This is a genomic window from Flavobacterium sp. CSZ (genome assembly GCF_015350725.1).
GTDB lineage: Bacteria > Bacteroidota > Bacteroidia > Flavobacteriales > Flavobacteriaceae > Flavobacterium.
In genome coordinates, this window is sequence record NZ_JADKPQ010000019.1 from 80971 (window position 1) to 107385 (window position 26415).

The 26415-nt window shown below is 34.0% G+C and carries 23 protein-coding genes and 1 pseudogene; 13 read left to right on the forward strand and 11 right to left on the reverse strand.

Going from position 1 to position 26415, the window contains the following annotated elements:
- Nucleotides 1-95: 95 nt before the first annotated feature.
- Together IRZ78_RS20030 and IRZ78_RS20035 are read right to left on the reverse strand one after the other, a co-directional pair.
- Nucleotides 96-593 (reverse strand): GNAT family N-acetyltransferase, encoded by a 498-nt coding sequence (locus IRZ78_RS20030; protein WP_194618211.1) that lies wholly within the window; start codon nt 591-593, stop codon nt 96-98.
- Between the two features lie 193 nt (nt 594-786).
- Nucleotides 787-1965: a thioredoxin family protein gene (locus IRZ78_RS20035; RefSeq protein ID WP_194618212.1), complete on the reverse strand. Its 1179-nt coding sequence runs from the start codon at nt 1963-1965 to the stop codon at nt 787-789.
- Between the two features lie 174 nt (nt 1966-2139).
- Here IRZ78_RS20035 and menD point away from each other — a divergent pair, with 174 nt between their 5' ends.
- Nucleotides 2140-3807, forward strand: a complete 1668-nt coding sequence (gene menD / locus IRZ78_RS20040) for a 2-succinyl-5-enolpyruvyl-6-hydroxy-3-cyclohexene-1-carboxylic-acid synthase (RefSeq protein ID WP_194618213.1) — start codon at nt 2140-2142, stop codon at nt 3805-3807.
- Nucleotides 3808-3894: 87 nt separating this feature from the next.
- A pseudogene (locus IRZ78_RS20045) lies at nt 3895-4214 on the forward strand (DUF2853 family protein).
- A 503-nt stretch (nt 4215-4717) separates the two neighbouring features.
- Here IRZ78_RS20045 and IRZ78_RS20055 read toward each other — a convergent pair.
- Entirely contained in the window at nt 4718-6067 is a 1350-nt protein-coding gene (locus tag IRZ78_RS20055; protein ID WP_194618214.1) for a M28 family metallopeptidase, read from the reverse strand.
- Between the two features lie 168 nt (nt 6068-6235).
- On the opposite strand from IRZ78_RS20055, the gene IRZ78_RS20060 reads away from it, so the two are divergent.
- The 8 genes from IRZ78_RS20060 (at nt 6236) to IRZ78_RS20095 (ending at nt 15389) form a co-directional block, all read left to right on the forward strand.
- On the forward strand, nt 6236-7090 hold the full coding sequence (locus tag IRZ78_RS20060; protein WP_194618215.1) for a S1-like domain-containing RNA-binding protein: 855 nt from the start codon (nt 6236-6238) through the stop codon (nt 7088-7090).
- 1023 nt (nt 7091-8113) lie between these two features.
- A complete protein-coding gene (locus IRZ78_RS20065) occupies nt 8114-8947 on the forward strand; it encodes a 1,4-dihydroxy-2-naphthoyl-CoA synthase (RefSeq protein WP_035625114.1) in 834 nt (277 codons plus the stop codon).
- Between the two features lie 159 nt (nt 8948-9106).
- Nucleotides 9107-10069, forward strand: a complete 963-nt coding sequence (gene menA / locus IRZ78_RS20070; protein ID WP_194618216.1) for a 1,4-dihydroxy-2-naphthoate octaprenyltransferase — start codon at nt 9107-9109, stop codon at nt 10067-10069.
- Nucleotides 10070-10099: 30 nt separating this feature from the next.
- The gene (locus IRZ78_RS20075) at nt 10100-10777 is read left to right on the forward strand and encodes a metal-dependent hydrolase (RefSeq protein WP_194618217.1); all 678 of its coding nucleotides are present in this window, start codon (nt 10100-10102) and stop codon (nt 10775-10777) included.
- 211 nt (nt 10778-10988) lie between these two features.
- Nucleotides 10989-11498, forward strand: coding sequence for a DUF2199 domain-containing protein (locus IRZ78_RS20080; protein ID WP_194618218.1), 510 nt, complete (start codon nt 10989-10991; stop codon nt 11496-11498).
- 44 nt (nt 11499-11542) lie between these two features.
- Nucleotides 11543-12994, forward strand: coding sequence for a S41 family peptidase (locus tag IRZ78_RS20085; RefSeq protein ID WP_194618219.1), 1452 nt, complete (start codon nt 11543-11545; stop codon nt 12992-12994).
- Between the two features lie 25 nt (nt 12995-13019).
- A complete protein-coding gene (locus IRZ78_RS20090) occupies nt 13020-14222 on the forward strand; it encodes a tetratricopeptide repeat protein (protein ID WP_194618220.1) in 1203 nt (400 codons plus the stop codon).
- A gap of 132 nt (nt 14223-14354) precedes the next feature.
- Nucleotides 14355-15389, forward strand: a complete 1035-nt coding sequence (locus IRZ78_RS20095) for an o-succinylbenzoate synthase (RefSeq protein ID WP_194618221.1) — start codon at nt 14355-14357, stop codon at nt 15387-15389.
- A gap of 149 nt (nt 15390-15538) precedes the next feature.
- On the opposite strand, the gene IRZ78_RS20100 is transcribed toward IRZ78_RS20095, so the two are convergent.
- Both IRZ78_RS20100 and IRZ78_RS20105 read right to left on the reverse strand, forming a co-directional pair.
- Nucleotides 15539-16090 carry a hypothetical protein gene (locus tag IRZ78_RS20100; RefSeq protein WP_194618222.1) on the reverse strand — a complete coding sequence of 184 codons (552 nt, stop codon included), beginning with the start codon at nt 16088-16090 and terminating at the stop codon, nt 15539-15541.
- 20 nt (nt 16091-16110) lie between these two features.
- Complete coding sequence (locus IRZ78_RS20105) at nt 16111-17022, reverse strand: OmpA family protein (protein ID WP_194618223.1); 912 nt, start codon at nt 17020-17022, stop codon at nt 16111-16113.
- Between the two features lie 201 nt (nt 17023-17223).
- On the opposite strand from IRZ78_RS20105, the gene IRZ78_RS20110 reads away from it, so the two are divergent.
- Together IRZ78_RS20110 and IRZ78_RS20115 are read left to right on the forward strand one after the other, a co-directional pair.
- Nucleotides 17224-17700, forward strand: a complete 477-nt coding sequence (locus IRZ78_RS20110; RefSeq protein ID WP_194618224.1) for a CYTH domain-containing protein — start codon at nt 17224-17226, stop codon at nt 17698-17700.
- Between the two features lie 4 nt (nt 17701-17704).
- On the forward strand, nt 17705-18673 hold the full coding sequence (locus IRZ78_RS20115) for a YpdA family putative bacillithiol disulfide reductase (RefSeq protein ID WP_194618225.1): 969 nt from the start codon (nt 17705-17707) through the stop codon (nt 18671-18673).
- A 99-nt stretch (nt 18674-18772) separates the two neighbouring features.
- Here IRZ78_RS20115 and IRZ78_RS20120 read toward each other — a convergent pair whose 3' ends face one another.
- On the reverse strand, nt 18773-20341 hold the full coding sequence (locus tag IRZ78_RS20120; RefSeq protein ID WP_194618226.1) for a protein adenylyltransferase SelO: 1569 nt from the start codon (nt 20339-20341) through the stop codon (nt 18773-18775).
- A 110-nt stretch (nt 20342-20451) separates the two neighbouring features.
- Nucleotides 20452-20985, reverse strand: coding sequence for a peptide-methionine (S)-S-oxide reductase MsrA (gene msrA, locus IRZ78_RS20125; RefSeq protein ID WP_194618227.1), 534 nt, complete (start codon nt 20983-20985; stop codon nt 20452-20454).
- A 179-nt stretch (nt 20986-21164) separates the two neighbouring features.
- On the opposite strand from msrA, the gene IRZ78_RS20130 reads away from it, so the two are divergent.
- Complete coding sequence (locus IRZ78_RS20130; protein ID WP_194618228.1) at nt 21165-22652, forward strand: aminotransferase class V-fold PLP-dependent enzyme; 1488 nt, start codon at nt 21165-21167, stop codon at nt 22650-22652.
- A gap of 360 nt (nt 22653-23012) precedes the next feature.
- On the opposite strand, the gene IRZ78_RS20135 is transcribed toward IRZ78_RS20130, so the two are convergent.
- The 4 genes from IRZ78_RS20135 to IRZ78_RS20150 all read right to left on the reverse strand — a co-directional run bounded on the left by IRZ78_RS20135 (nt 23013) and on the right by IRZ78_RS20150 (nt 26409).
- Entirely contained in the window at nt 23013-24755 is a 1743-nt protein-coding gene (locus tag IRZ78_RS20135) for an APC family permease (RefSeq protein WP_194618229.1), read from the reverse strand.
- Nucleotides 24756-24876: 121 nt separating this feature from the next.
- Nucleotides 24877-25347 carry a nuclear transport factor 2 family protein gene (locus IRZ78_RS20140; RefSeq protein ID WP_194618230.1) on the reverse strand — a complete coding sequence of 157 codons (471 nt, stop codon included), beginning with the start codon at nt 25345-25347 and terminating at the stop codon, nt 24877-24879.
- Between the two features lie 51 nt (nt 25348-25398).
- Complete coding sequence (locus tag IRZ78_RS20145) at nt 25399-25923, reverse strand: hypothetical protein (RefSeq protein ID WP_194618231.1); 525 nt, start codon at nt 25921-25923, stop codon at nt 25399-25401.
- A gap of 9 nt (nt 25924-25932) precedes the next feature.
- Nucleotides 25933-26409, reverse strand: coding sequence for a hypothetical protein (locus IRZ78_RS20150; RefSeq protein WP_194618232.1), 477 nt, complete (start codon nt 26407-26409; stop codon nt 25933-25935).
- Between the last annotated feature and the right edge of the window lie 6 nt (nt 26410-26415).

Here is a 26415-nt window from a genome sequence, read left to right on the forward strand (position 1 = left end):
GCATTCCAGTAAACCATTATCAAAAAACAGAAAAAATCCGCGTCAATCAGCGTTTTCGCGCTAGCGAATCCGTTTCATCTGTGGGTCATTTTTACCTACTTCAATATAAGCTGCATAAAAACCAAATCAAGCCAATGATCAAATTTATAACCTACTTCACGAATCGTTCCCGTTGCTACAAAACCAAATCTTTCATGAAAGGCAATACTTCCCGCATTATCAGCATCGATTGCACCAATCATTACGTGATAACCTTGTTCTTTGGCCACACGAATCAATTCAAGTAATAATTTAGATCCAATCCCTTTACCTATAATATTATCAACTACATAAACGGAGTGTTCTACTGTATATTGATATCCGATTTTCTCACGGAATTGCCCGTAACTTCCAAAACCGACAACTTCGCCCGCTAATTCAGCAACGACAATAGGTAGGTTTTTAGCTGTTTTATCTTCAAACCATTTTGTCTGAATATCTATAGTTTGAATTTCATAATTATAATTTGCAGTAGTATGCAAAATAGAATGGTTTACAATCTCAAGAATTTTTTCTAAATCGTTGGTTGTGGCTGGTCTAAGTATTACGTCCATGGTTTTTTATTGGTAGTTTTTTTGCCCCGAATTCAAGAATTAATTTATTCTTAATTATAAATATCAATTCGCAAATTCGTGTTTATTTTAATTGTTGTTTGTTTTAAGTTTTAATTCGTCCAAATTATTCAGGACTTTCCCCAAAGCATTTTAGACTGGAATTTGGAATTTTATTATTTTTGGAATTTAACGTCTACTTTTTGCTGAGTTCCACTAATAAATCATCTACTTCCTTAGTGCCCCAACCCATTTCGGCACCAATTTCCTTGGCATCTTTAGCGTATTTCATAGCCATTTTTTTGTCTTTTATTTTGTTGTAAAGTCGGGCGATAAGGAAATTTCCATCATATGAATCGTTTAATTCCAGAGAACGTTTTACCCAGGTAATGGATTTTTTCAAACTCTCGGTATCAGAAATATGCTTTAAATACGTCTGACCAATCTCTTTAAGGAAACTCGCATCATTCCAAACTATTTTCTGAGTATCGTCAAGCGTCACTTTTTTGTATTGCTGCCATTTTTCAGTTCTTTCTGCCAGAGTCAAATCGAATTTAAACACAATAGAATCCGTTTTTTGTAATCGGATCGATTTTGCAATTTCTCTTTGTTTATAATAGTTTATAGTGTCCAGGCCATCAACATACGGACGCAGCAATTCATTTACGATACTTTCTATTTTGCGATCAACACGGTTTTGAGAAGCCACAGTAGCAAAATCTTTCTGATGATTTAAAACATACTGAAATTCTCTTGATTTAATATCCGTTACACCATTCGCAATAACACGCCAATTTAATTCACTAACCAATTGCGCATCAGATTGTGTATTGAGATAAATATGTGTGGGGATCGATAAATCGGTTCTGTCTTTTCCTTTTTTCAGTGTATTCAAATAGGCAAAAAACTTAGTAGAATTGCTCGGGTCATCAAGAAATTGCTTTTCTAAATAAGGCAATTGCATTCTGGGATTCAAAGCATAATTGGCTTCGGTCATAAAATCTGCCTTTTTCGATTCTCCTTTCAAAGCATACAAAAGCGTTTCATTGGCAGGATCTATAAATAAGAAAGTAGGCAGTGATTTGGTGTTGTACTTATCTTTTAGAGCAATACCTTCTTCTTTTTCGACATTTTTCCAAACGCACACATAGTTTTTCTTTAAAAAATCCATAACCGCAGGATCACTAAAAACTTCTTTTTTCATTTGATTACAATGTGGGCACCAATCAGCGTAAAGCATTACAAAAAGAGGTTTACCCTGTGTTTTGGCATTTTCTAAGACTGTTTTATACGGTGTGTCATCCGGAACAAACTGATTTTGAGAATGTAGGACTTGTAGGGATACGCAAAGAAATAAAATAGAGAAGAAACGCATAGAAAGTTTATTTTTATTAAAAAATCTGATTTACAAATATATCTCCTTTTTCTAAAAACAGCCCTTAATATCTTCCTATTTATAAGTTAAATCCAATGCGAAGTTTGTAACTTTGTGTTATCAAAAAGAAATCTTAGACTTTTAGATTCTTTTTACAAAATAATACACATAATAATGATTTACCCCAAAATAGCGCTTGCTCAAAGCATTATCGAAATTTGTTTAGCAAAAGGAATCACCAATATTATAATTTCTCCGGGATCAAGAAACGCACCTTTAACGATAGGGTTTGCACAAAATCCTAATTTTAATTGTTACAGCATTGCTGATGAACGCTGCGCTGCTTTTTTCGCATTAGGAATCGCACAGCAAACCAAACAGCCAATTGCAATTGTTTGTACTTCAGGATCGGCTTTATTGAATTATTATCCGGCTGTGGCCGAAGCATTTTACAGCCAGATTCCGTTAATCGTGATCTCTGCAGATCGCCCGCAAAGCAAGATTGATATTGGCGATGGCCAAACCATTCGTCAGGAAAATGTTTTTCAGAATCACTCCGTTTTCAATGCCAATTTAACAGAAGAAGCTTCTGTAGAAAATGATTTAAAAATCAATAAAGCAATCGAAGCAGCCATTCTTCAAAAAGGACCGGTTCATATCAATGCACCATTCGAAGAACCTTTATACGAAACGGTTTCAGAACTTTCTGTTGAACCAAAGATTACCCATTCAGAGGAGATTCTCGGAACAAAAATTATCGAAAATATTGATGATATAGTTTCTGTCTGGAATACTTCAAAAAGAAAATTAATTCTTATTGGAGGAATAAACGAAGCCAATTCTGTTAGTAAAGAAATTCTCGAAAATTTCGCCAAAGATCCTTCAATTGTAGTGCTTACCGAGACAACATCAAATTTGCATGAACCAAGTTTTATAAATAGCATAGACAGCTTAATTACACCTTTTGACGATTCTGATTTTAAAGAATTAGAACCGGAAGTTTTAATCACCTTTGGCGGTATGATTGTTTCAAAACGTATTAAAGCTTTTTTACGAAAATATAAACCTGCACATCACTGGCATATAGATACTTTACGTGCTTATGATACGTTTAATGCTTTAAGCAAACATTTTGTAATGGAACCAGAAGATTTTTTCAAAGAACTGCTTCCAAAAACAGCATTTGTTTCGAGTAAATATTTCTCAAAAATTGATAAAATTTACGATTTAAGAAAAATCAGAAAACAAGAATATTTGCGTAAAATCACATTCTCTGATTTTAAAGTATTCGAAAAAGTAATAGAATCACTTCCTAAAAACACTCAGCTGCAAATAAGCAATAGTTCAGCGATTCGTTATGCACAGTTAATCGAAATTGATCCTTCGATCGAAGTTTATTGCAACCGGGGAACAAGCGGTATTGACGGAAGCACATCAACAGCAATAGGAGCGGCGGTAGGAAGAAGCGATAAGCAAACCGTATTTATTACCGGAGACATTGGTTTTTTATACGACAGCAACGCTTTATGGAATTCTTATATCCCTAAAAACTTCAAGATTATTTTAATTAATAATGGAGGAGGAGGAATATTTCGAATTCTACCAGGACATGAAGAAAAGCCTGTTTTTAATACTTATTTCGAAACTTCGCATAATCTTACCGCAGAACATTTAGCAAAGATGTATAAGCTTAATTATTTTACTGCCAACGATGTAGCATCTCTTCAAGAGGGAATAAAAAACCTTTACAGTAATAATAATGCTGCCGGAATTCTGGAAGTATTTACGCCAACATTAGAGAATAATGTTATTTTAAAACAATACTTTAAAGAGCTGGTTTAGCATTGTAAATAAAATAAAGTTAAAACACTATTAAATGTAAGGTAAATCTTTAATTTTTGTAAATCTAATCAATTTTAAATTTTTATTATGAGCGCAAGAGAAGAATTAATTAAAAAGTATGCAGAAGATCTAAAAGAAAAAATGTGGAGTAACGCCTAATATGGATTTGCTTACTAAAGTAACTATTGGTTGCGGACCTTCTATTTATAATGCAGATGCCTCTGCGGTTGCCGGAACTCAACAATCTGAGTTGGACACTGTAAAAAATAATTTCCTGATAAAAAATTAGGATTAGCTGATAGCGCGGCCTTAGACAAAGCCATAGCTGAATAAACACAAATACAGAGCAGTTGCGTATTATTTATTTATTGACATTGCATTTTAAAAAAGAAAGTGTTTACAAATAAATCTCACTTTTGAATCCTGGAGTGCCAAATGCAAAACTTTAAACAAATCTCTACCGTCACTAGTGACAAAATAATTAGATAGATTTATGATTTCTGAAGAGATATTGTTTCCCCATGGAGGAGTAAGACTTAAATTACTAATATCCCAAATGATATCTCGTGGTGAATTTTTTTAAAATTCATCCTTTTATACTATTTAATTCATTTATTGCAATACTGATATACTGGCACTTGAATTTACCTTCATATAAATTATTCATTGTAACAGGATATTTGCTACCCCATTTTTTATTTTCTAAATGGTAGCAAATAGTAGAAAAAAAACAGTGAAAAAAATCAGCTGTTCCTATTTCATACTCAATATTCACTACCCCCTTTATCCTAAGACATATTCCCATAACATTAAAAATTTACACAAAGAAACTAAACAAGAAGGAAAAAACCTACTTGTTTTTAATTGTCATCTAAGAAATACCAAATTAGCGCTTTTTATATTATATATTTTAACGAATTGGAACCGGAAAAACAGGTAAACTGGCATGTCCTAATTCATCTACAGCTTGTACGGCAAAAAAATAATTGTCTTTAGAATAAGGGATTTCAGCTTTTGTATCTTTTACAAAAAAAGTTTTTTCCCAATGAGAAGATGATGTTTCTCTCATTAAAATTTGATAACCGTATGGTGTTTTCCCTTCCGGAGCATTCCATGAAAAAGTAGATGAATTAGAAAGATTTTTAACTTCGATGCCTGCATTGGTTGGTGCTTTTGGCGACCAAGCTAAATTGGCCAGAGTAGCTAAATTAGAACAAGTGTTTTTTCTTAAATAATCAAAATCCATAAATTCAACCAAATCACCATATTTAATACCATTTTCAGTTCTTAAATCCTGATGTTGATGATCAAAATTCTCATTCATTTCGCAAAAGCGAACTGCTGTAAATCCATTTTGGCTAAAGGGAGTATGATCTCCGCCACGTAAAAAACGATCGTTTCTATAGACCAGTTTCACCGTCAATTGATCTACGTATTGCTCTGTAACCGTTTTTATGTAACGTGCCAGCAATCTTGACGGACTGTCATTGTCGCGGCTTGTAGCTTTTCGCATTTTAGCTTCTTCTTCGGTTTCAAGAAACGGAATAGTCTCACTAAAAACCCTGATTTGTGTATTGTCTCTTAACTTAGTTCCGCTCGATAAACTATTGCCAATCATATCATTATTTAGCATTGCCATGATATTCCAGTTAGATTCTTTTGCCGTTTCAGCAAGATGACGGGCACCAACAAGTCCTTGTTCTTCGCCCACTACAGCCACAAAAATAATAGTTGCAGGAAAAGATCTTTTACTCATTACTTTAGCTAGCTCCATTACAGCTGCAACTCCCGAAGCATCATCATTTGCGCCCGGAGCATCAGATTTTATATTCATAACATCAGAAACTCTCGAATCAAGATGTCCGCTTATAATAAGCACACGATTATCATTGGGGTCAGTTCCTTTTAAAGTCGCCATCACATTGCCAAGCTGACTGTCTTTGTTGATACGTTTTCCGTCTGCTTTAACCGTGAAATAATCAATCACAGAAGTTAATCTTCCGTTAGATTCCAAGGCATATTTATCAAATTCAGATTTTACCCATTGCTGTGCGGCACCAATTCCTTTCGTCTTACTTTTAGTATCGCTTAAGGTGTGTCGTGTCCCGAAAGAAACTAATTTACGAACAGTAGCTTCAAGGTTTTCGGCTTTAATTTCGGTGATCATTTTTTTTATTTCCGTATCTTCAGCCACTTGGGAAAAGGTAATTTGAGTAAAAAACAGAAAAGTAAAAACAGAATAAAAAAGAGTCTTTTTCATTGATTTGGGATTAATTTAGATCCTCAAATTTAATTAAAAAAAAGAGAAACTCTAAAAAGATGTTTTTACCGGATTTTTATCTAAAACATTTTTCGTTGTACCATTTTCAAACTTCGTACATTTGCACTTTAAAAACTCAGCTGCTTTTTAGCTTAGAATCTCAAGAATATGATTGAAATAGGAAAATACAATACCCTTACTATACTACGTGATACCAAAGTTGGTTTATTTTTAGGAAATCCTCAAGAAGATCCCGAAGGAATTCACGATATATTATTACCCAACAAATACGTTCCCAACGAATTTGAAATAGGCGAGGAGCTTATCGTATTTGTTTATTTAGACCACGAACAACGCCCTGTTGCCACAACACTTGAACCTTATATATTACTGAATGAGTTTTCACTTTTAAGAGTGAATTACACCAATCAGGTAGGTGCTTTTATGGATTGGGGAATGGAAAAAGACATTCTGGTTCCGTTTAAAGAACAAGCTCGTCCGATGGAAAAAGGAAAACGTTACTTAGTTTACCTTTATATGGATGAAAAAACCAATCGTTTGGTAGCTTCAAGTAAATTGAACCAATTTTTAAGCAATGAAAACCTAACGGTTGAAAAAGGTGAAGAAGTTGATTTAATCGTTTCACATATCACTGAACTAGGAATCAACGTGATCATCAACGAGCAGCATAAAGGATTGTTGTACAAAGATGAAGTGTACGATGATGCGATTAGAACCGGAGACAGACTGACCGGATTTATCAAAAATATCCGTCCTGATAACAAAATAGATGTTGCCCTGCAAGTACAAGGTTATCAGAGTATTGAGCCAAATGCAGAGAAAATATTAGATGAATTGAGAGCCAATCGTGGTTTTTTACGTCTAAACGATGCTTCACACCCTGAAGACATCAAAACAGTATTAAAAATGAGTAAAAAGACTTTCAAAAAAGCAATTGGTGCTTTATACAAAGACAAACTTATCGAAATTAAAGAAGACGGGATTTATCTTGTAAAAGAATAATTTTAAAATTCCAATATTTTTAAATTCCAAATTCCAATATGAAACATAGTTATTGGAATTTGGAATTTTTTATTGAAATTTATCCCCACCATAGCCCGTGATTTCAACCACGAGGACACAATACGAGGCTTGATAATATTGCACCCCGTGGTTGAAACCACAGGCAATGTCTCACAAGTTTATAAGTAAAAAACCTTTGTCAAAGTTTAAGAACAAGTTCCTTACACTATTAGGTTTCAACCTTGGGAATTTAAAATCCTAAATCTCAACAACACTCGACGTCGAGTTGGAATTTGGAATTTGTTTTTTTGAATTTTAAATTATTAAAACAGGAAAGGCTACTCATTACAAGTAGCCTTTCCCTTTTTATTCTAGTTTTAAAAAAAATTGTAATTAAAAAAAAACAGAAATAAAATAATTTGAATCCTTCAAGAAATAACAGCTTTAAAAATTTTAGAAATTACTTCTTGAAACGGTATGTCTTTAAATAACTTATACATTCATATTAAGAGCGAAACGTCAATTTCACGGCTAATCCATTGGTTTTATAAAATAACGTATAGAAAGTTTCAGTTAGCATTTTTTCCTCTTTTCGTAATCAATTTTATACTAATTACTAAACAATTCTAGCATTTAACCTTAGGTGTTACTATCTCCTTTTCGAAGTTTCAATAAATGAGTAAATCATTTGCTCATCATTTAAGGGTTTACTATTAAAAACCGTAAAAAAATGAGCGACAAATTTTTTAAATTTTCTCAAAAAAATCATTTTTTAGGTTAATAAATCAGTGAAAGAAAATCAATCCCAAATCAATGAAATAAAATGTATCTCATTGATTTCTAGGGTGTAAAATTACTTATTATTTTTTGAAACTAATGTTAAAAAATGTTATTTTTTGCCTCTGAGCAGCAATTGTTAACATTGAAAGTAATTTTCGTACAGACTTAACGCAAATTGAGTAGGTAAAAATGTAAAAATGCTTTATTTTTACGCTATAATTATTAAAAATAAAACAAATAGAAATGGATTGGATCACTGCCAGAGAATTTGAAGATATAACTTATAAAAAATGTAACGGAGTTGCAAGAATTGCATTCAACAGACCGAATGTTAGAAATGCTTTTCGTCCTAAAACAACTTCAGAATTATACCAGGCTTTTTACGACGCACAAGAAGATACTTCGATAGGAGTGGTTTTACTTTCTGCAGAAGGACCATCGACCAAAGATGGCGTATATTCTTTTTGTAGCGGAGGAGATCAAAATGCCCGTGGACACCAAGGATACGTAGGCGAAGATGGTCAACATCGTTTGAATATTCTCGAAGTACAGCGTTTAATTCGTTTTATGCCAAAAGTAGTTATCGCAGTTGTTCCAGGCTGGGCAGTTGGCGGCGGACACAGTTTACACGTAGTTTGCGATATGACATTGGCAAGTAAAGAACACGCTATTTTTAAACAAACAGATGCCGATGTAACTAGTTTTGATGGTGGTTACGGATCAGCATACCTGGCTAAAATGGTAGGTCAGAAAAAAGCACGTGAAATTTTCTTTTTAGGAAGAAACTATTCCGCTCAGGAAGCGATGGATATGGGAATGGTAAATGCCGTAATTCCTCACGATGAGTTAGAAGACACCGCTTACCAGTGGGCTCAGGAAATTCTTCAAAAATCTCCAACTTCTATCAAAATGCTAAAATTCGCCATGAACCTTACAGACGACGGAATGGTTGGCCAACAAGTATTTGCCGGCGAAGCCACTCGTTTAGCTTACATGACCGAAGAAGCTAAAGAAGGAAGAAATGCATTCTTAGAAAAAAGAAAACCAAACTTTGGCGAAAACAAATGGCTTCCTTAATATTTTAGATTGCAGATTTTAGATTTTTTAAATCTGAAACTGACATCTCAACTCTAGAGTAGAAAAATAATATTTATTTAGATTACAGATTTTAGATTTTTAAAATAAAAGAATCCAACAATCTAAAATCTAAATTCTAAAATCTAAAATTAAAAATAAATGAAACATTGGATTGAAGCCGCAAGATTGCGCACATTGCCTTTATCAGTTTCCGGAATTATAGTTGGAAGTATCTATGCGCTTTCAAATCCAACATCAACGATCGACACCCCAACAGAAGTATTCAGTTGGAAAATTTTTGGTTTTGCACTCTTAACAACATTAGGTTTACAGGTTTTATCCAATTTTGCAAATGATTACGGAGACGGTGTAAAAGGTACTGATAATGAAGACAGAGTAGGCCCAAAACGCGCTATTCAGAGTGGTATTATCACACCTGAGGCCATGAAAAAAGCAATCATAATAACTTCTGTATTGACTTTATTATCTGCTATTACCTTAATTTATTTTGCTTTTGGCGAAACCAATTTCGTTTATTCAATCTTTTTCTTATTGCTTGGTGTAGCTGCAATTATTTCTGCAATTCGTTATACTGTAGGTAATTCGGCTTATGGATACAAAGGATTTGGAGACGTTTTTGTTTTTATATTCTTTGGCTTGGTAAGTACCTTAGGCGTTAACTTTTTGTATTCTAAAGAAATCGATCCGCTTTTAATACTTCCTGCAGTCGCAATTGGTTTATTAAGTGTAGGAGTTCTAAACCTAAACAACATGCGTGATGAAGAATCTGACCGAAAATCAGGAAAAAACACCATCGTAGTTCAAATGGGCGGGGCAAAAGCTAAAGTTTATCACTTTACACTTATCATTACCGCTATGGTTGCAGTGGTTCTTTTTGCGATTTTAAGCGACTATAATTTCGATCAATATTTGTTTTTATTGGCTTACATACCTTTAACTAAACATTTAATTACGGTTTATAAAAACCAAAACCCTAAGCTTTTAGATCCGGAATTAAAAACACTGGCACTGAGTACATTTTTACTTTCAATATTATTAACAGTATGTATGATATCCTTGATTTCAGACATTATTGTGAACCTTTTCTTAGGCGGAAGATAAAACAAAGTTCAACTTTAAAATTTAAACAAAATGAAAATCACATATTACGGACACGCTTCATTAGGTATTCAAGTTGGCGGAAAATACATTATTGTTGATCCTTTTATTACCGGAAATCCAAAAGCCGCAGGTATAGATATCAATACCTTACAAGCAGATTACATCTTGCTAACGCACGCACATGGCGATCATGTTCTTGACGTCGAAGCTATTGCAAAGCGCACCAATGCTACGATCGTTTCAAATGCAGAAATTACAAGTTATTACGCTCAAAGAGAGTTTAAAGCGCACCCAATGAATCACGGCGGAAGCTGGCAATTCGATTTCGGAAAAGTAAGATACGTAAACGCAATACACTCAAGTTCTTTCCCTGACGGAAGTTACGGCGGAAATCCCGGAGGTTTCGTGATCGAAAGCGAGCACAAAAACATTTACATTGCCGGAGACACAGCGCTTACATACGACATGAAACTGATTCCGTTACGTACAAAATTAGATTTAGCCATTCTTCCCATCGGAAACAATTTTACGATGGATGTTGAAGACGCCATTATTGCTTCAGATTTCATCGAATGCGATAAAATCCTTGGTTACCATTTTGATACTTTTGGTTATATCGAAATCAATCACGAAGAATCAATTCGTAAATTTTTCGATAAAGGAAAAGACTTAATGCTTCTTGAAATCGGAGAATCAATCGAATTATAATTTATAGGAAACTGGTTTGTAGTTTTTTTAGAATTTATCAAATCTTAAATTTTCAAGATCAGATTTGGAATTTGAAATTTAAAATATTGGAATTTATTAAGAAGCTATTTCCCTCTTTCGGCTATATCTTTTTTGAGAAGATTTTTCATCTTCTCAAAAAAGGATACCGCCTCTATCGGGGCCAGGGTTTTAGTATTCATAAGAAATTTATATGAACGACACCATTACATTTATTTGCGATTGTTGCGGCAAAGAACACGAAAGCTGGCCGGCAATAACCTACAATGCACCAAATAGTTACCACAATCTTTCACCTCAGGAAAAAGAAGAAATGGCTGTTATCGATGAAGATTTTTGCGTAATTAAACATTCAGATGATCATATAGACCGGTTTGCAAGAGTCGTTTTGATTCAAAAAGTAAACAACCATTGCGAAGATCTCGAATACGGTTTCTGGGTTTCATTAAGCGAAACAAGTTTTAATGACTATCTCGAAAACTTCGATAACGAAAATCATGAAACACACTATTTTGGATGGCTTTCCAATTATATTCCACAATATGAATTTTCAAATAGCATTCCAACAACAGTAGTTACTAAAACCGGGAATAATCGACCCGAAATTTTTCCTCATGATGATTTCGATCATCCTTTTGTAAAAGATTTTTATAAAGGAATTACAAAAGAAGAAGCCGAAAAGAGGATTCGGGAAATACTATAACAATCATCATCATCAAATCCTATCGAACAATCAAACTTAAAAAAATGAATTTTAAAAAACTGTCTGTTTTTCTTTTCCTTATAATTTCATGTAGCACATTTGCCCAAAAATGCTCTTGTCAGGATAATTTTAACTGGTTAAAGAAAAATTTTGAAGAAAACGATGCAGGTTTTCAATTTGTAATTGATAAAAAAGGACCAGCCGCATATCAAAATCACAATGTCCTTTTTAGCCAAAAAGCAAAAAAAATAAAAGACCTAAATACTTGCAGAGATGTCCTTTTTGACTGGATGTTATTCTTTAGACCCGGACATTTATCTTTATCGGTAAATCAGGATTTTGCAAAGAAATCAGTTTCTGAAACTAATACAACTCCTGAAAAAGAATGGGAAAAACTGGAAATAAATGAAGATCAATTAAAAAAAAATCTATCAAATATTTCACAACCGGGCTTTGAAGGTATTTGGGTTTCGGCTCCATATACTATTGGAGTTGCAAAAAGAAACAATGAATATATTGGTTATATTTTAGAAGCAAAAAAAAGTAAATGGAAGCAGTATCAGGTAAAATTCAAAATAAAAGAAAACCCTGACAAAACCTACAGCGCAGTATTCTTTTTAGGTGATTATTCTAGTCAAAAAATTAATGAAGTTAAACTTATTGGAAATAATTTTCTAAAGATGGGTTTTGTCTCATTACAAAGAAAATTTCCTGCATATCAGGAAAGTAATCCCGAAATAACGAACTATGTTGAATCAGTAACGACTCAAAATCCATTTCTTAAAGAAATCTCAAGTCAAACCATTTTACTGCGAATACCTTCATTCGATTATTCTAACAAAAAAGTTATTGATAGTATATTAGCCGCCAATAAACAATTAATCCTGTCAAAAGAAAACTTAATAATTGATGTAAGAAATAACGGCGGCGGATCTGATGCCAGTTTTCAGGAAATAATCCCCTATTTATACACAAATCCAATTAGAATCATTGGTACAGAATACTTATCTACAGTTCAGAATAATAAAAGAATGGAGGAATTCATAGCAAATCCTGATTGGTCTGTTGAAGAGAAAGAATGGGCAAGAAAAGGATTAGAGAAATTAAATTCTAATTTAGGTAAATTTGTTAGTTTAGAAGATGCGATAGTTCAGGAAAGTAAGTTAAATATCGTTTATACCAATCCAAAAAATATTGGGATTATTATAAACGAAAATAATGCAAGTACCACCGAAGAGTTTTTATTACAAGCAAAACAAAGTAAAAAAGTCAAACTTTTTGGTACAACGACAGAAGGTATTTTGGATATTTCAAATATGCACTTTGTCGATTCTCCTTGCAAAGATTTAAAGTTAGGATATTCGTTATCAAAAAGTTTCAGAATTCCGGGCATGCAAATTGATGGTAAAGGAATTCAGCCGGATTATTATCTTGACAAAAGTATCCCTGAATATGACTGGGTGAGATTTACAGAAAAAATATTAAAGGCGAATTAAATAAAAGATTTTAAAAAATCGTAACATGAATGTAAAAAAAATAATTTTATTCATTTTAATTGCAGTTTCCTATAACACATTCGCTCAAAAAGATGGCTATTGGGACAAGGAACGCGCTACAACAAAAGAAATCATAGTTTCAGCACGAGACCGAATTGTGCTAAAAACAGAAGATTTACCTGTTGGAACAACAGAAATCGTTTATAGAATCACACTATTAGATGAAAATCAGGAAATGACGAATAGTTTAGTTTCCGTTTTAAAATCTATTCCCGATCCAACCGGAATTTCTCAGGGTTCTGCCGGAGCCGTTTTTTTAATGTCTAAAATTTCTGGTGACGATACTTGTTCTTACGCACTTTTTACTTCAAACGAAAATGCAAAAAAATACATTTCCAATGGTAAAACAGATAAAGCCTGTTACGCTCAGGAAGAACCTTTAAGCAAAGATGCTAAACGATTATCACTTGATAAATCTTCATGTTTGGGGCAAAATATAAGTACACTCTGGTTTGGTTTTCATAGTAAAAACTGGCTTTTAAATCAAAAAATAGTACTTGAAGTTGTGCCATGGGTCGATTCAAAACTAAATCGTGGTTGGAATCAGGACAACAAAAACGAAATTATCAGCCTTTGTAAAACTTCGACAATGGCTCAAAAAATGGCCAATTCGGATGATTTTTGCGTTTGTATTCTCGAAAAAATAATGAAACAATATCGCTATACCGAGTTTCAGAAATTATTGCCAATCGAGAAAAACAAAGTATATAAAGACTTCGGAAACAGCTGTTATAAAGATGCCGATATTTCTAAAAACGTTTATAGCGATTTAAGAACTCAGGCTTCAACTCTAATAAAACTGCAAAAATACAACGAAGCGATTCAAAAACTAAATACCATCATCAATGACGGAAAAGCAACCGCAATTGATTATGGTTCTATTGGTTATTGCTATATTTTGACCAAACAATATGCAAAAGCGATTAAATTCCTGAAAGAAGGTGAAAAATTAGACGATACAGAATTATTGGTGAAATTAAATCTGGCCCACGTTTATCTGGTAAGCGATGATTACAGCGAAGCAAAAGCCATTTATAAAAAATACCAGACTCAAAACGTTACAGAGAGTTTAAGCTGGAAAGAAAAAACAAAACAGGATTTTATAGTTTTCGAAAAAGCAGGATTACCATCAAAAGACTTTGAAAGAGTTTTGAAATTATACAATTAATAAAAAGTGTTGCCACTGATCACACAGATTAAGAAAACTAAAAAACATAATTATTTTAAACAAAACAAAAACATTTAATGTTTTAAAAATCATTTTAATCTGGGCAATCTGTGGCATAAAAAAAACGATATTTTGAAAGCAACTTACCAAAAATACATGCTGGAGTTTAAACGTCCTTCCGGAACTTCCAGAGGCGTTATGACCGAAAAAGAAACCTGGTTTATTATTCTTGAAGAAAACGGCAAAAAAGGAATAGGCGAGTGCGGAATTTTACGCGGTTTAAGTGCCGACGACAGGGATGATTACGAAGAAAAACTAAACTGGACTTGCCAGAATATTCATTTAGGAGAAAACGCTTTATGGGACGCTTTATTAGAATTTCCGTCGATTCAATTTGGGATCGAAATGGCTTTTTTATCGCTTAAAAGCGAAAATCCATATGTATTATTCCCTTCTGATTTCACCAATAATTCTAAATCAATTAATATAAACGGCTTGGTTTGGATGGGAGAAGCTTCGTATATGAAACAACAAATCGAAGAGAAATTAGCCGATGGTTTTAATTGCATCAAACTCAAAATTGGCGCTATCGATTTTGAGAAAGAGTTAGAATTAATACACTTTATCCGAAGTCATTTTTCAGCAGAACAGATAGAAATTCGCGTGGATGCCAATGGCGCATTTGCCTTAAATAAAGCTTTAGATAAACTTAATCAATTGAATCAATTTCAGCTTCATAGTATTGAGCAGCCCATTAAAAAAGGAAACGTCAAAGCAATGGCTGATTTGTGTAAGACCACTCCTTTTCCTATTGCATTAGACGAAGAACTAATAGGTGTTTTTTCATTACCAGAAAAAGAAAAATTAATACAAGAAATAAAGCCACAATACATTATCCTGAAACCAAGTTTTGTGGGAGGTTTTAGAGGTACTAAAGAATGGATTGATTTAGCTAATAAATACAATATTGGCTGGTGGATTACATCAGCATTAGAAAGCAATATTGGCCTTAATGCCATTTCGCAATGGACCTTTATTCAAAACTCAAAAATGCCACAGGGTTTAGGAACCGGTGCACTTTATACCAACAATATCGATTGTCCGCTAGAAGTTTCGCAAGGACAGTTATGGTACAATACTTCTAAAAAATGGGAATCTTTTTTTTAGAAGGTGCAAAGGTGCAGAGCGACAAAGGTTCAGAGGTTTAAAAGCATGAAGTAAAGAGTAAAGAGTAAAGAGTAAAGAGGTATCAAATAAAAGGCACAGAGTAGAAAAGCCTTTGAACCTTTGCAACTCTGTACCTTTGAACCTATCTTTTACTCTTTCCCTCCAAGCAATCCTTGTTGCCAGTCTTTAAGTTCCTGCCATTTGCCCTGATAAGCCAATAAAGCTTGTTTTGCCCAGGTACTCGGATTGTGAATGGCGTAATTTTCGCCGCCGGCATCCAGAATAGATTGTAATTTTTCAGTTGAAGTTTCAGAGAGCTCTCTCCATGTTGTTATTCCTGTTGCATTAAATAAAGCCTCAATTTTTGGTCCGATTCCTTCTACAATTTTCAAATCATTTTCTTTTATTTTTTTGCCATAAACTGTTGTAGCCAATGCCGCATCAAATAAAAATGCAGGAGCTGCAGCAGCAGTAAATGATTGTGTAGGGGCGGCAATAGATGCTTTTGATGCTAAATCGGCTTCTAATGACGAAATTTTAGCATTCAAATTTTTGGTATTTGCTTTACAGGCATCTAAATCAGCTTGTAGTGACAATGCAAGAGAATCGTCTCCTTTTGAATTCATTTTTCCTAGTAAGTAACCCAAGATTCCACAGATTAATCCCACTAGCACCGGTATTAAGATACAAGGTATATTCATAATAGTATATTTTTGATTAATTATTTGATTGTAATTACAGTTCTTCTGTTGTTTGCTTTTCCTTCAGCAGTTGTATTTTCACCTATAGGTTCATCCGGACCTTTTGAGTCAGTGGTAATACGGCTGCCATCGATACCTTTTTTAGACAGGTAGTTTTTAGAAAATTCGGCACGTTTTTGTCCAAGTACAACATTAGAATCGCGGTTTCCAACATTATCACTATGTCCAACGGCCAGAATAACCGCATCTTTAACGTGTTCCATATATTTAACCAGATCTGCTACTTTTTGTTTTTCCGCGTCGGATAAATTGTTACTGGATTTATTGGTGCTGAAATGTAAGATTAGCGGATCACCATTGATTTTATCTTTCAAAATAACCCATTCATCAGTAACAGCAGGAGAAGCTTCCATAGCTTCAAACTTATAGTCAGCAGGTCCTAAAAGAGTATCCTTGCTTGTTTTCCACGTATCTACTATCTCGCCTTTTGTATTAAACTGAGAAGCCGATAATCCTTTCGAAACAAAATACTTCTTAATGTCATTTGCCCTTGCAAGACCAAGATTTTCAAAAGTGGTAGAGTTTGTTTCATCAGAAGTAGCATAACCCGTTATCGTTATTTTTTGCTTAGGATTTGCAACCAAAAATGTTTTAAGATTTTCAATTCCAATTGCTACAGAATCACTAACAGGCAGGACTACTGCAAAACTGTTTTTAAGGAACTTGATGTTATCATTACTATGATAATCAATTCCTGAACCATTTAGAATAAAAGGGACAATAACCGTCTCCTCAGCCACAACTACCGATACTTTTTCAGTATCAACCGCTGGTGTTTTAATAGTGCAATTGCAACAGAATTTCACATACAAAAAAGTACCCAAAATGATTGTTATTGCAATGCCTAATAGATAAAGTGCTTTTTTAGACATAAGTGATGAAATTAAGATTCAATCAAATTTAACAAAAAAATAGATACATAATGCATTAATAATCAGTTATTTCGAAGTTATATATCTAGTTTTAAGTCGGTTATAGAATTTAGCTAAACAGCTACGGTTTTGTTGAATCTCAATTTATAAGACTGAATTAAATTGAGTAACTTGCATAAAAATTAAATTGAGACAATAAAAATGGTCGAAATAGAAAGAAAGTTTCTTGTAAAATCGGATGATTTTAAAGAACAGGCTTTTACCCGAAATAATATCGCGCAGGGATACTTGAGTTCTATTCCTGAAAGAACTGTTCGGGTTAGAATAAAAGGAAATAAAGGCTTTATTACGATAAAAGGAATTGGTCAGCAGGGAGGAATGTCCCGTTTTGAGTGGGAAAATGAAATTCCGCTTGACGAAGCCCAAGAGTTACTTAAATTATGCGAAAAAGGTAAAATAGAGAAAACCCGTTTTGAAGTACAATCAGGAAAACACATTTTTGAAGTAGATGAATTCTACGGAGAAAATGAAGGTTTAGTAATGGCCGAAATCGAGTTGGAATCTGAAACAGAATCATTTGAAAAGCCTGACTGGCTGGGCGAAGAAGTAACAAATGACAAAAGATACTATAACGCTTATTTGAGTAAAAATCCTTTTAAAAGCTGGGAAAAGCAATAGAGTTATGACAACACAATATGATTTGATCATCGTTGGAGGCGGCCCTATAGGTCTGGCTTGCGCGATCGAAGCACAAAAGAAAAATTTACGTTATTTGATTATTGAGAAAGGCGCGATTGTAAATAGTATTTTCAATTATCCATTCTACATGACTTTTTTCTCGACAGCAGAAAGGCTTGAAATTGGCGATATTCCGTTTAACTGCCTAGCTCCAAAACCCGGTCGTCAAGATGCTTTAGAGTATTATCGAAATATTCATCGTTATTTTAATTTTTCAATTCATTTGTTTGAAAAAGTAAATCAAGTGCTGAAATTAGAAGATCAATCTTTTAAAATTACAACCGATAAATCTTCGTACAAGTCAAAAAATGTAATAATAGCAACAGGTTTTTATGATATTCCGATTGAAATGAACGTAAAAGGCGAAGAATTGCCTAAAGTACGTCATTATTATAAAGAAGCACATGAATATGCTTTTAGAAATGTATTAGTCGTAGGTGCCAATAATTCCTCTGTTGATGCTGCTTTAGAATGTTGGAGAAAAGGAGCAAATGTTACGATGGTGATTCGTAAAAACGAAATTAATAATCGGGTAAAATATTGGGTAAAACCTGATATCGAAAACCGAATCGCCGAAGGAAGTATCAAAGCTTATTTTGAATCGAATATTACTGAAATTGGAGAAAATGAAGTAGAAATAAAAACACCTGACGGAAAAGTGACTATAGAAAATGATTTTGTTCTGGCATTAACAGGATATAAACCAGATTTAAGTTTTCTGGAAAAAATGGGGATCGAGTTATCTAATGATGAATTAAAAACTCCTCATTACAATCCTGAAACTATGGAAACCAATATTAAAGGTTTATTTTTAGCAGGCGTAGTTTGTGGCGGAATGCAAACACACAAATGGTTTATCGAAAACTCTCGTATTCATGCCAATATGATTGTAGATTATATTACTTCTAAATAGAAAAAGTTTGTCACGAATTTCACCAATATACACTAATTATTTTTTTTAACATCGAGATTAAAATTAGCGTATATTGGTGAAATTCGTGGCAAAAAACTTTTAAGAACTACAAGAAAGCATAGAACAACCTACTTTAGATCGTGCCCAATCCGGGCGTTTCGCGAACCATTTTTGATATTCAGGCTGTTCATCATAAGGCTTTTGCAATAATTTGTAGAGTTCATCAGTTAAAGAATAATCTCCCTGATCTGCTGCGTCAATTGCCAATTGCGACATATAATTTCGAAGCACATATTTAGGATTCACAGCATTCATTTTTTGTGAACGAACTTCATCTGATAAAGTTTCAGTATTTAAACTTTCGATATAAACTGTAAACCATTTTATCCAGGCTTCTAATATTTCTCCTGAAATTTCTTCCGGCTTATAGTAAGCATCATTTACTTTTTTTATTGCATTTTGTGGGGTATCTGATTTTAGAATTTGACTTAAATTTCTAAAAAAAATAGTCATATCTGTTTCCGATAATTGTAAAACAGTTTCTAAAGCGGTAATTAAATTACTATCAGTTTCAGTCGAAGTAAATATTCCTATTTTGCTCAAAAACATTGTTTTATAGTCAGAAGCATACTCATTAATAAACGATTCTAATATTTTTTCTAAAGACTCAGCTTCATTAATTAAGGGATAAAGAGCATTTGCTAATTGATACAAATTCCATTGTGCAATTTGAGGCTGATTCCCAAAACGATATCTTCTGTTTTGGCTGTCCGTAGTATTAGGTGTCCAGTTGGGATCGTAATTTTCTAACCAGCCATATGGGCCGTAATCGATTGTGATTCCGTGAATTGACATATTATCTGTATTCATTACACCGTGCACAAAACCTACACGTTGCCAATGCAAAATCATTTCACGTGTTTTATCTGCAACCGTTTGAAAGAATTGTAGATATTGCTCTTTTGGTTCTCCTTTTATTTCAGGGAAATAATGTTTGATATTGTATTCTACAAATTGCTTTAGATTTTTGAGTTCGTTGCGCGCTGTCAGCATTTCGAAACTTCCAAAGCGAATAAAGGAGGGAGCAACACGACAAACAATCGCGCCTTTTTCGTAAGCCGGATTTCCGTTGTATAAAATATCACGCAAAACTTCGTCACCGGACAGCATTAGCGAAAGCGATCGGGTAGTGGGAACCCCCAAATGATACATGGCTTCGGCACACAAATATTCTCTGATAGAAGAACGTAAAACAGCCAAACCATCAGCAGTTCTGGAATAAGGTGTTTTTCCGACACCTTTTAACTGAAGCGTGAAAAATTCATTATTATGTTCTACTTCGGTTAAGTTGATAGCACGGCCATCACCCAATTGTCCAGCCCAATTCCCAAACTGATGCCCGGCATAACACATAGCATACGGACGCGTTTCCGGAAGAATTTCTTTTCCTGAAAAGGCATCCAAAAAAGCTTGTGACTGAATTTCATCTTCAGCAATACCTACTAATTCAGCCACTTCTTTTGATGCGTGAATAAGTTGAGGATTCGAAGGTTTTGTTGGATTTACATAAGAGAAAACAGCATTCGAAACCTGACGAATTTCATTTGTTTCGTTAGCATCTGCAGGTAATTCAGCAGTAAATCGATTATTTATTTTTAAATTTTTCATTAGAGTTTTTATTTTTAGCCACAGATTACACAGATTAAAATGATTTTTAAAATGTTAAAATTAGATTTTAAAAAAAACTTTTAATCCTTTAATCTGTGGCAAAACTTTATTTAGTCAACTAGTTTATGATCATACATTTTCTTTAGTTTTTGCACTTTCGGGTCAATAACGATTTGGCAATAACGCGCATCCTGATTATTGTTGTAATAATTTTGATGGTCGTCTTCGGCATTGTAAAATACCTCGAAAGGCACTAATTCCGTAACAATTGGATCCTTATAGAATTCTTTTGCTTCTATCAAGACTTGTTCCGCGATTGCTTTTTGTTCTTCATCATGGTATAATACTATAGAACGATATTGCGTACCAACATCTGCTCCCTGACAATTTAAAGTTGTGGGATCGTGGCTGGTCATAAATATAAAGATCAAATCATGATATGAAATTATGTCAGGATCGAAAGTGACTTGTATCACTTCAGCATGACCGGTTCTGCCAGTACAAACTTCACGATAAGGAGGATTCTTTATAAAACCTCCTGAAAATCCTGACTTTAATGATTTTATTCCTTTTAAACGCTGAATTACAGCTTCAATACACCAAAAACATCCACCACCAAAAGTAGCTACTGCCGAATTTTTCATAAACGTATTGTTTAGTTTTACTTGCCCTATTAATCCGATAGAATATTATGATAAATTATTAATAAAACAATGTTTTAATTAAATATACCAAACGGTTATTGAAAGTTTGAAGTTTACAATTGATAAATTCGCAATTTTATAAAAAAGCAATATATTTGCAATCAAACTCAGACACACTAATGAATAGCAAAAATAATACCATCACCTTAGAAACCTATTTTCAGGATTTTAGAAAGCATATTGTTGGAATTGATCAGGAATTTACTTCTCCATATGGCAAAAAAAAGATCATTTATACAGATTGGACTGCCAGCGGAAGGTTATATCGACCAATTGAAGAGAAACTTTTGAATGATTTTGGACCTTTTGTAGCAAATACTCATACGGAAACTACTGTGTCAGGTACTGCCATGACAAAAGCGTATCATCATGCCAGAAACATCATAAAGCGTCATACCAATGCCAGTAAAGATGATGTTTTGATTACTGATGGAACGGGAATGACCGGTGTTGTCAATAAATTTCAGCGTATTCTGGGACTTAAAGTTCCTGAGAATCTAAAAGATTTCATTACTGTTCCTGCAGAAAAAAGACCAATTGTTTTTATTTCGCATATGGAGCACCACTCGAATCAAACGTCCTGGTTGGAAACAATTGCTGATGTAGAGATTATACCGTCTTGCGAAAAAGGGCTTTTTTGTCTGGATAATTTGGCTTTATTATTAGAAAAATATGCTGACAGAACAATTAAAATTGCTTCGATAACTTCCTGCTCGAATGTTACAGGTTTAAAAACTCCTTTTCACGACGCAGCAAAATTGATGCACCAGCATCATGGTGTTTGTTTTGTGGATTTTGCCTGTTCAGGACCTTATGTCGAAATTGATATGCATCCTGAAGATCCGGAAGCGTATCTTGATGCTATTTTCTTTTCGCCGCATAAATTTTTGGGCGGACCCGGAACTTCTGGCGTTTTGATTTTTAATAAAAAATTATACAATAACATGATTCCTGATTGTCCGGGTGGAGGAACCGTAAGCTGGACAAATCCTTGGGGTGAACATAAGTATATTGACAATATAGAGGATCGCGAAGATGGCGGAACTCCTGGTTTCCTTCAGGTTATTAAAACTGCTTTGGCTATTGAGCTAAAAGAAGAAATGGGAATTGAAAACATTCTGCAACGTGAACACGAGATCGTTGATTATGTTTTTGATGCCTTGGATCCGGTTTCAAATATTAAAATTTTAGCAGGACAACATCAAAATCGTTTGGGTGTAATTTCGTTTTTTATTGAGGATCTTCATTTTAATTTAGGAGTAAAATTACTGAATGATAAATTCGGGATTCAAACCAGGGGAGGTTGCAGCTGTGCCGGAACTTACGGACATTTTTTGTTGCACGTAGATCAGGAAACTTCTAATAAACTGGTGAATGAAATTACGATTGGGGACTTGATCAAAAAACCGGGATGGATCAGAATGTCGATTCACCCAACGACAACTGACGAAGAAATTGCTTTTGTGTGTGAAAGTATTAAGGATTTAGCAGAGAACCATAAAAATTGGGCTTTGGATTATTCTTATAATAAAAACACAAATGAGTTTATTCATAAAAATGCTAACTCGTTTGAGGATGAATTGGTTGCCGGTTGGTTTAGATCTTAATTTTTTTTGAAAGCTGAAAATTTAACCGCAAAGAACGCAAGAATCTTTTTATTGGGTTGAAAATAATCTCGTAAAAAAACTTTGATCATTGCGAACTTTGCGGTTAAATTCGCCACGAATTCACGAATCTACACGAATTTTAAATTAAAACTTAAAAAAAATCTGCAAAATCTGCGTGAAAAAAAAACTTTGCGTCTCGGCGTGCTTTGCGGTAAAAGTCAATCTAGTACTTATAAATGATAAATTTCTCGACTAGCCTCTATAGAGACGGTATCCTTTGAGAGGAACGAACAAAGATAAAGGCGAAAGCGGGACTAAATGCCTTGAAAAACCTCATTTTTTCTGCTCCTTAAAAATCTATTACATAATCAAACGAACTCCGCCGAGATCTGAAACACGGTACGAAAACTTATTTCCGGGGGAGCCTATGAACATAAAGTTTTTGGGTATTTTCCACTTTTTGGATAATTCGTCGATGATTTCTGGACCAAAAACACCTTTAATTTCGAGATATTCGAGATCAATTTCGTCGTAAGCGCGATCCAGAACTTCAAGATCTTTTATCAAGGCTTCGTTTCTTGAAGTGTTGTTTGTTACGTATACGATTTTCAATTTATTGGTGGTTTCATTTCCCTGAACATATTGCAGGACTTTGTTGAGAATGGCAATATCATCGCCTTTGGTAAAAAAGACAAATTCCTGCGAATTTATCTCAACGCTCATTCGCTGCAAATAACGATTACTGAGAATTACTATTTTTCGTAATGGCTGATAGAAATATTCTAAAGCTTCGATGAGTAATCGAATTAGAATGACACGGTTTAGCATGATTCCGATAAAAATCAGGGATGGAACCATATATTTTAAGAAGGTATAAAAAGAATTGATGTTCAGTTTCATGTTGCCGATGAAGGCAGCTATGATAAAGGAAACAGCGATAACAACTGTAATTCCTCTTGCGCGCTCAGGTCTTGGTAATTTTTTGCGTTTGAATTTGAGCAATAAATTTCCAATTCCGAATAGTGCCATTACGGCCAGAAATGAAAAAGTATACACTCCGGCCAAAGATTCTAAATGTCCGCTGGTAGCAAAAAGTACGGAAATACATAAAACCAGAAAACTGATTACAATTCTATAATGCGAACCTCTTTTGTTTTGTTTTAGAAAATAATTGGGTAGAATTCTGTCTAAGGTCATTCGGTTTAATAATCCTGAAACTCCAACAAATGAGGTTAATAGGGCTACACATAAAACTAAAACTGCATCGATAGAAATAAGCCACGCGAGCCATGATCCACCGGTAGTTTGTCCTAAATGGGCGAGAAGGGATTCTTTATTGGTGCCAACTTCGGTTAGCGGAATAATACTGATTAATAATATGGCAATTACAGGATTGAAGAAACTTACGATTGCCCACATATTTCTAAGCGTTTTTGGAAAAACTCCTGGCTCTTGTTCTTCGACAAAATTGGCAGAACTTTCGAAACCTGAAATTCCGAGCATGGCTGCTGAAAATCCTAAAAACAAAGCGGTTTTGATGTTTCCGTAAGCTATAGGTGTTTCCCAATTGATGTGAAAAGTTTCTAAGCCATTGTTTAAGATAAACCAAAGCGAGGCAAACACCAGTAAACTTAAAGTAGCTAAATGTGTGATAAAAATGATGACGGCCACAAAAGCTGATTCGCCAATTCCTAAAATAGCAAGTCCTGTAAAGAGGATTAGAACGACGACTGTTGCAATTGTTACATTTAAACTTTCGAAGATTCCGTGTAGATAATGCATGCCTTCTGAGGCCGAAATTACTGCTGTTGCCATATATGACAAAACGGTTAGTGTCGCAGCAAGGGAAGCCAGCCGTTTGGTTGATGTGTTTAATAAAACGTTGTAAGCGCCACCGTTTAAGGGGATTGCACCCACAACTTCGCCGTAAATTTTTCTGAATAAAAATAAAACAACTGCCACTATTAATAAGGAGATCCATGCATATTGACCAGCGTATAAAATAGTTAACGCCGAAACATATAAACAGGAGGAACTAATATCGTTTCCGCAAATTGACGTTGCCTGTAATTGATTTAGTTTTTTGTGTACAAGTTCTTTCATAGTTACTCAAGATTAAAACACGATTAAATCAACAAAAGACAGAAACAAGCAATTTAAAATCGAAGGCAGATAATTCAAGTAAAAAAAATAACTAATATTTTGAATTTCGAAGTTATTGGAATTATTTAGATTCCTGAAACTTTTTGAGCGACAGCAGGGCCTGGTCCTGAATTTTCTTCTGAAAAAAACCTGTCCATCCTAATAAATATCCCATTGGGCCAAAAGCTTGTTTCGACCATTTCCAAACATCAAAATTATCGGTATGTTTGATGATTAATCCGTCCTGAAAAGCAAATTCAGCAGTAATTATATTGATTACTTTTCTATTGGTTTTACTAAAATTATAGGTAGCAACCCATTTTGCAGAGCCTGTAAAATCATCCGCTTTTACATCTGAAAATTCTATTTTGATATTGCCTTTGCTTTTTAAAATAAGCATTTCCCACATTTTAGAAACCTGATCTTCTTTTAGTAAGCCAAAAGCGGGATCTATAAAATGAATTTTAGGATGGTAGCATTCGCTCATGGTTTTAGCATCGGCGTTTGCAAAAGCAGTATAGAATTTGGTAATTAAAGCCTCGTTAGGATTCATAGGTATTATATTAGAGTATAAATATAAGATTTATTAGATTAAATAATTTATTTATAAAGCACTAATTGCTGCGGCAGTGTCAAATGATTTTTTAGATTTATCGAAGGCTGTAGAAAAATAATCCTTTTTATTAGAGGCTGTAAAATATCCCGTTTGGTCGCCAAAGGCATTTGAGTTTCCGCTAACTATAAAGCGAATTCCTTTGATGTCATTTTTTTTCAATTTTATCATTTCTGACGGAGTGAAATAATAATAGGATGATGTTGTGCCTTCAGCACTTTCATTTACTTTTTTATCAACGCAGGGAATGACATCTGCATTTGCTAAATCAACATATAAACCGCCGGAAATTCGGGTTTTATCGTTAGCAGTCTTAATGGTTATTTTTAAAACACCTCCTTTTTCTGTCTTTGCAATCTGAACATTTGCTTCGCCCGTGTAAACATATTTTTCGCAAATGAAAGTATAATTTTCTGTTGCTGGATAAGGTTTAGAACCTTTTATGCTCATAGTTTCCTGAGCGTTTGCAAATGTCGAAATCAACAGTAATAAAAAAAAAGGCAGTTTTAAATTCATAATTGTATTTTATTGTTCAGTTAGTTTAGAATCAAATTTTTCATCCCAATCCATTGATTTTATGGCAGAAACCAAATTGTCTTCATTTACAAAAACGCGCAATTCTTTATTGGCTATTTTTTTTGTGTATAAGGCGTGATAGCGGTAAACTACTTCTTGTTTTGTTTTGTAAACGCCATCTAGTTTTAAATCTATAAAGCTTCCGTAATACTGCCTAAATCTCTGACAGGTTTTTGTTAAACGCTCTTCGGTTGTGTTTTCTCTAACCGAGGCCGTAACTTCTGTGTCATTAAAAGGTTTAAACTTTGATGTATTACAAGTTTCTAAAACTCGTTTTCCTAACTCGTAAGCTTTTTGTTGTTGATTGGCATTGATTTCTGAACCAGAAATTTTCTTAATCTTTAAATCTTCAGTATCTCTGCTAACGGTTTTCGATTTACACCCAATTAACAACAACAAACATATAATCAATCCTGCTTTCTTCATAACTAT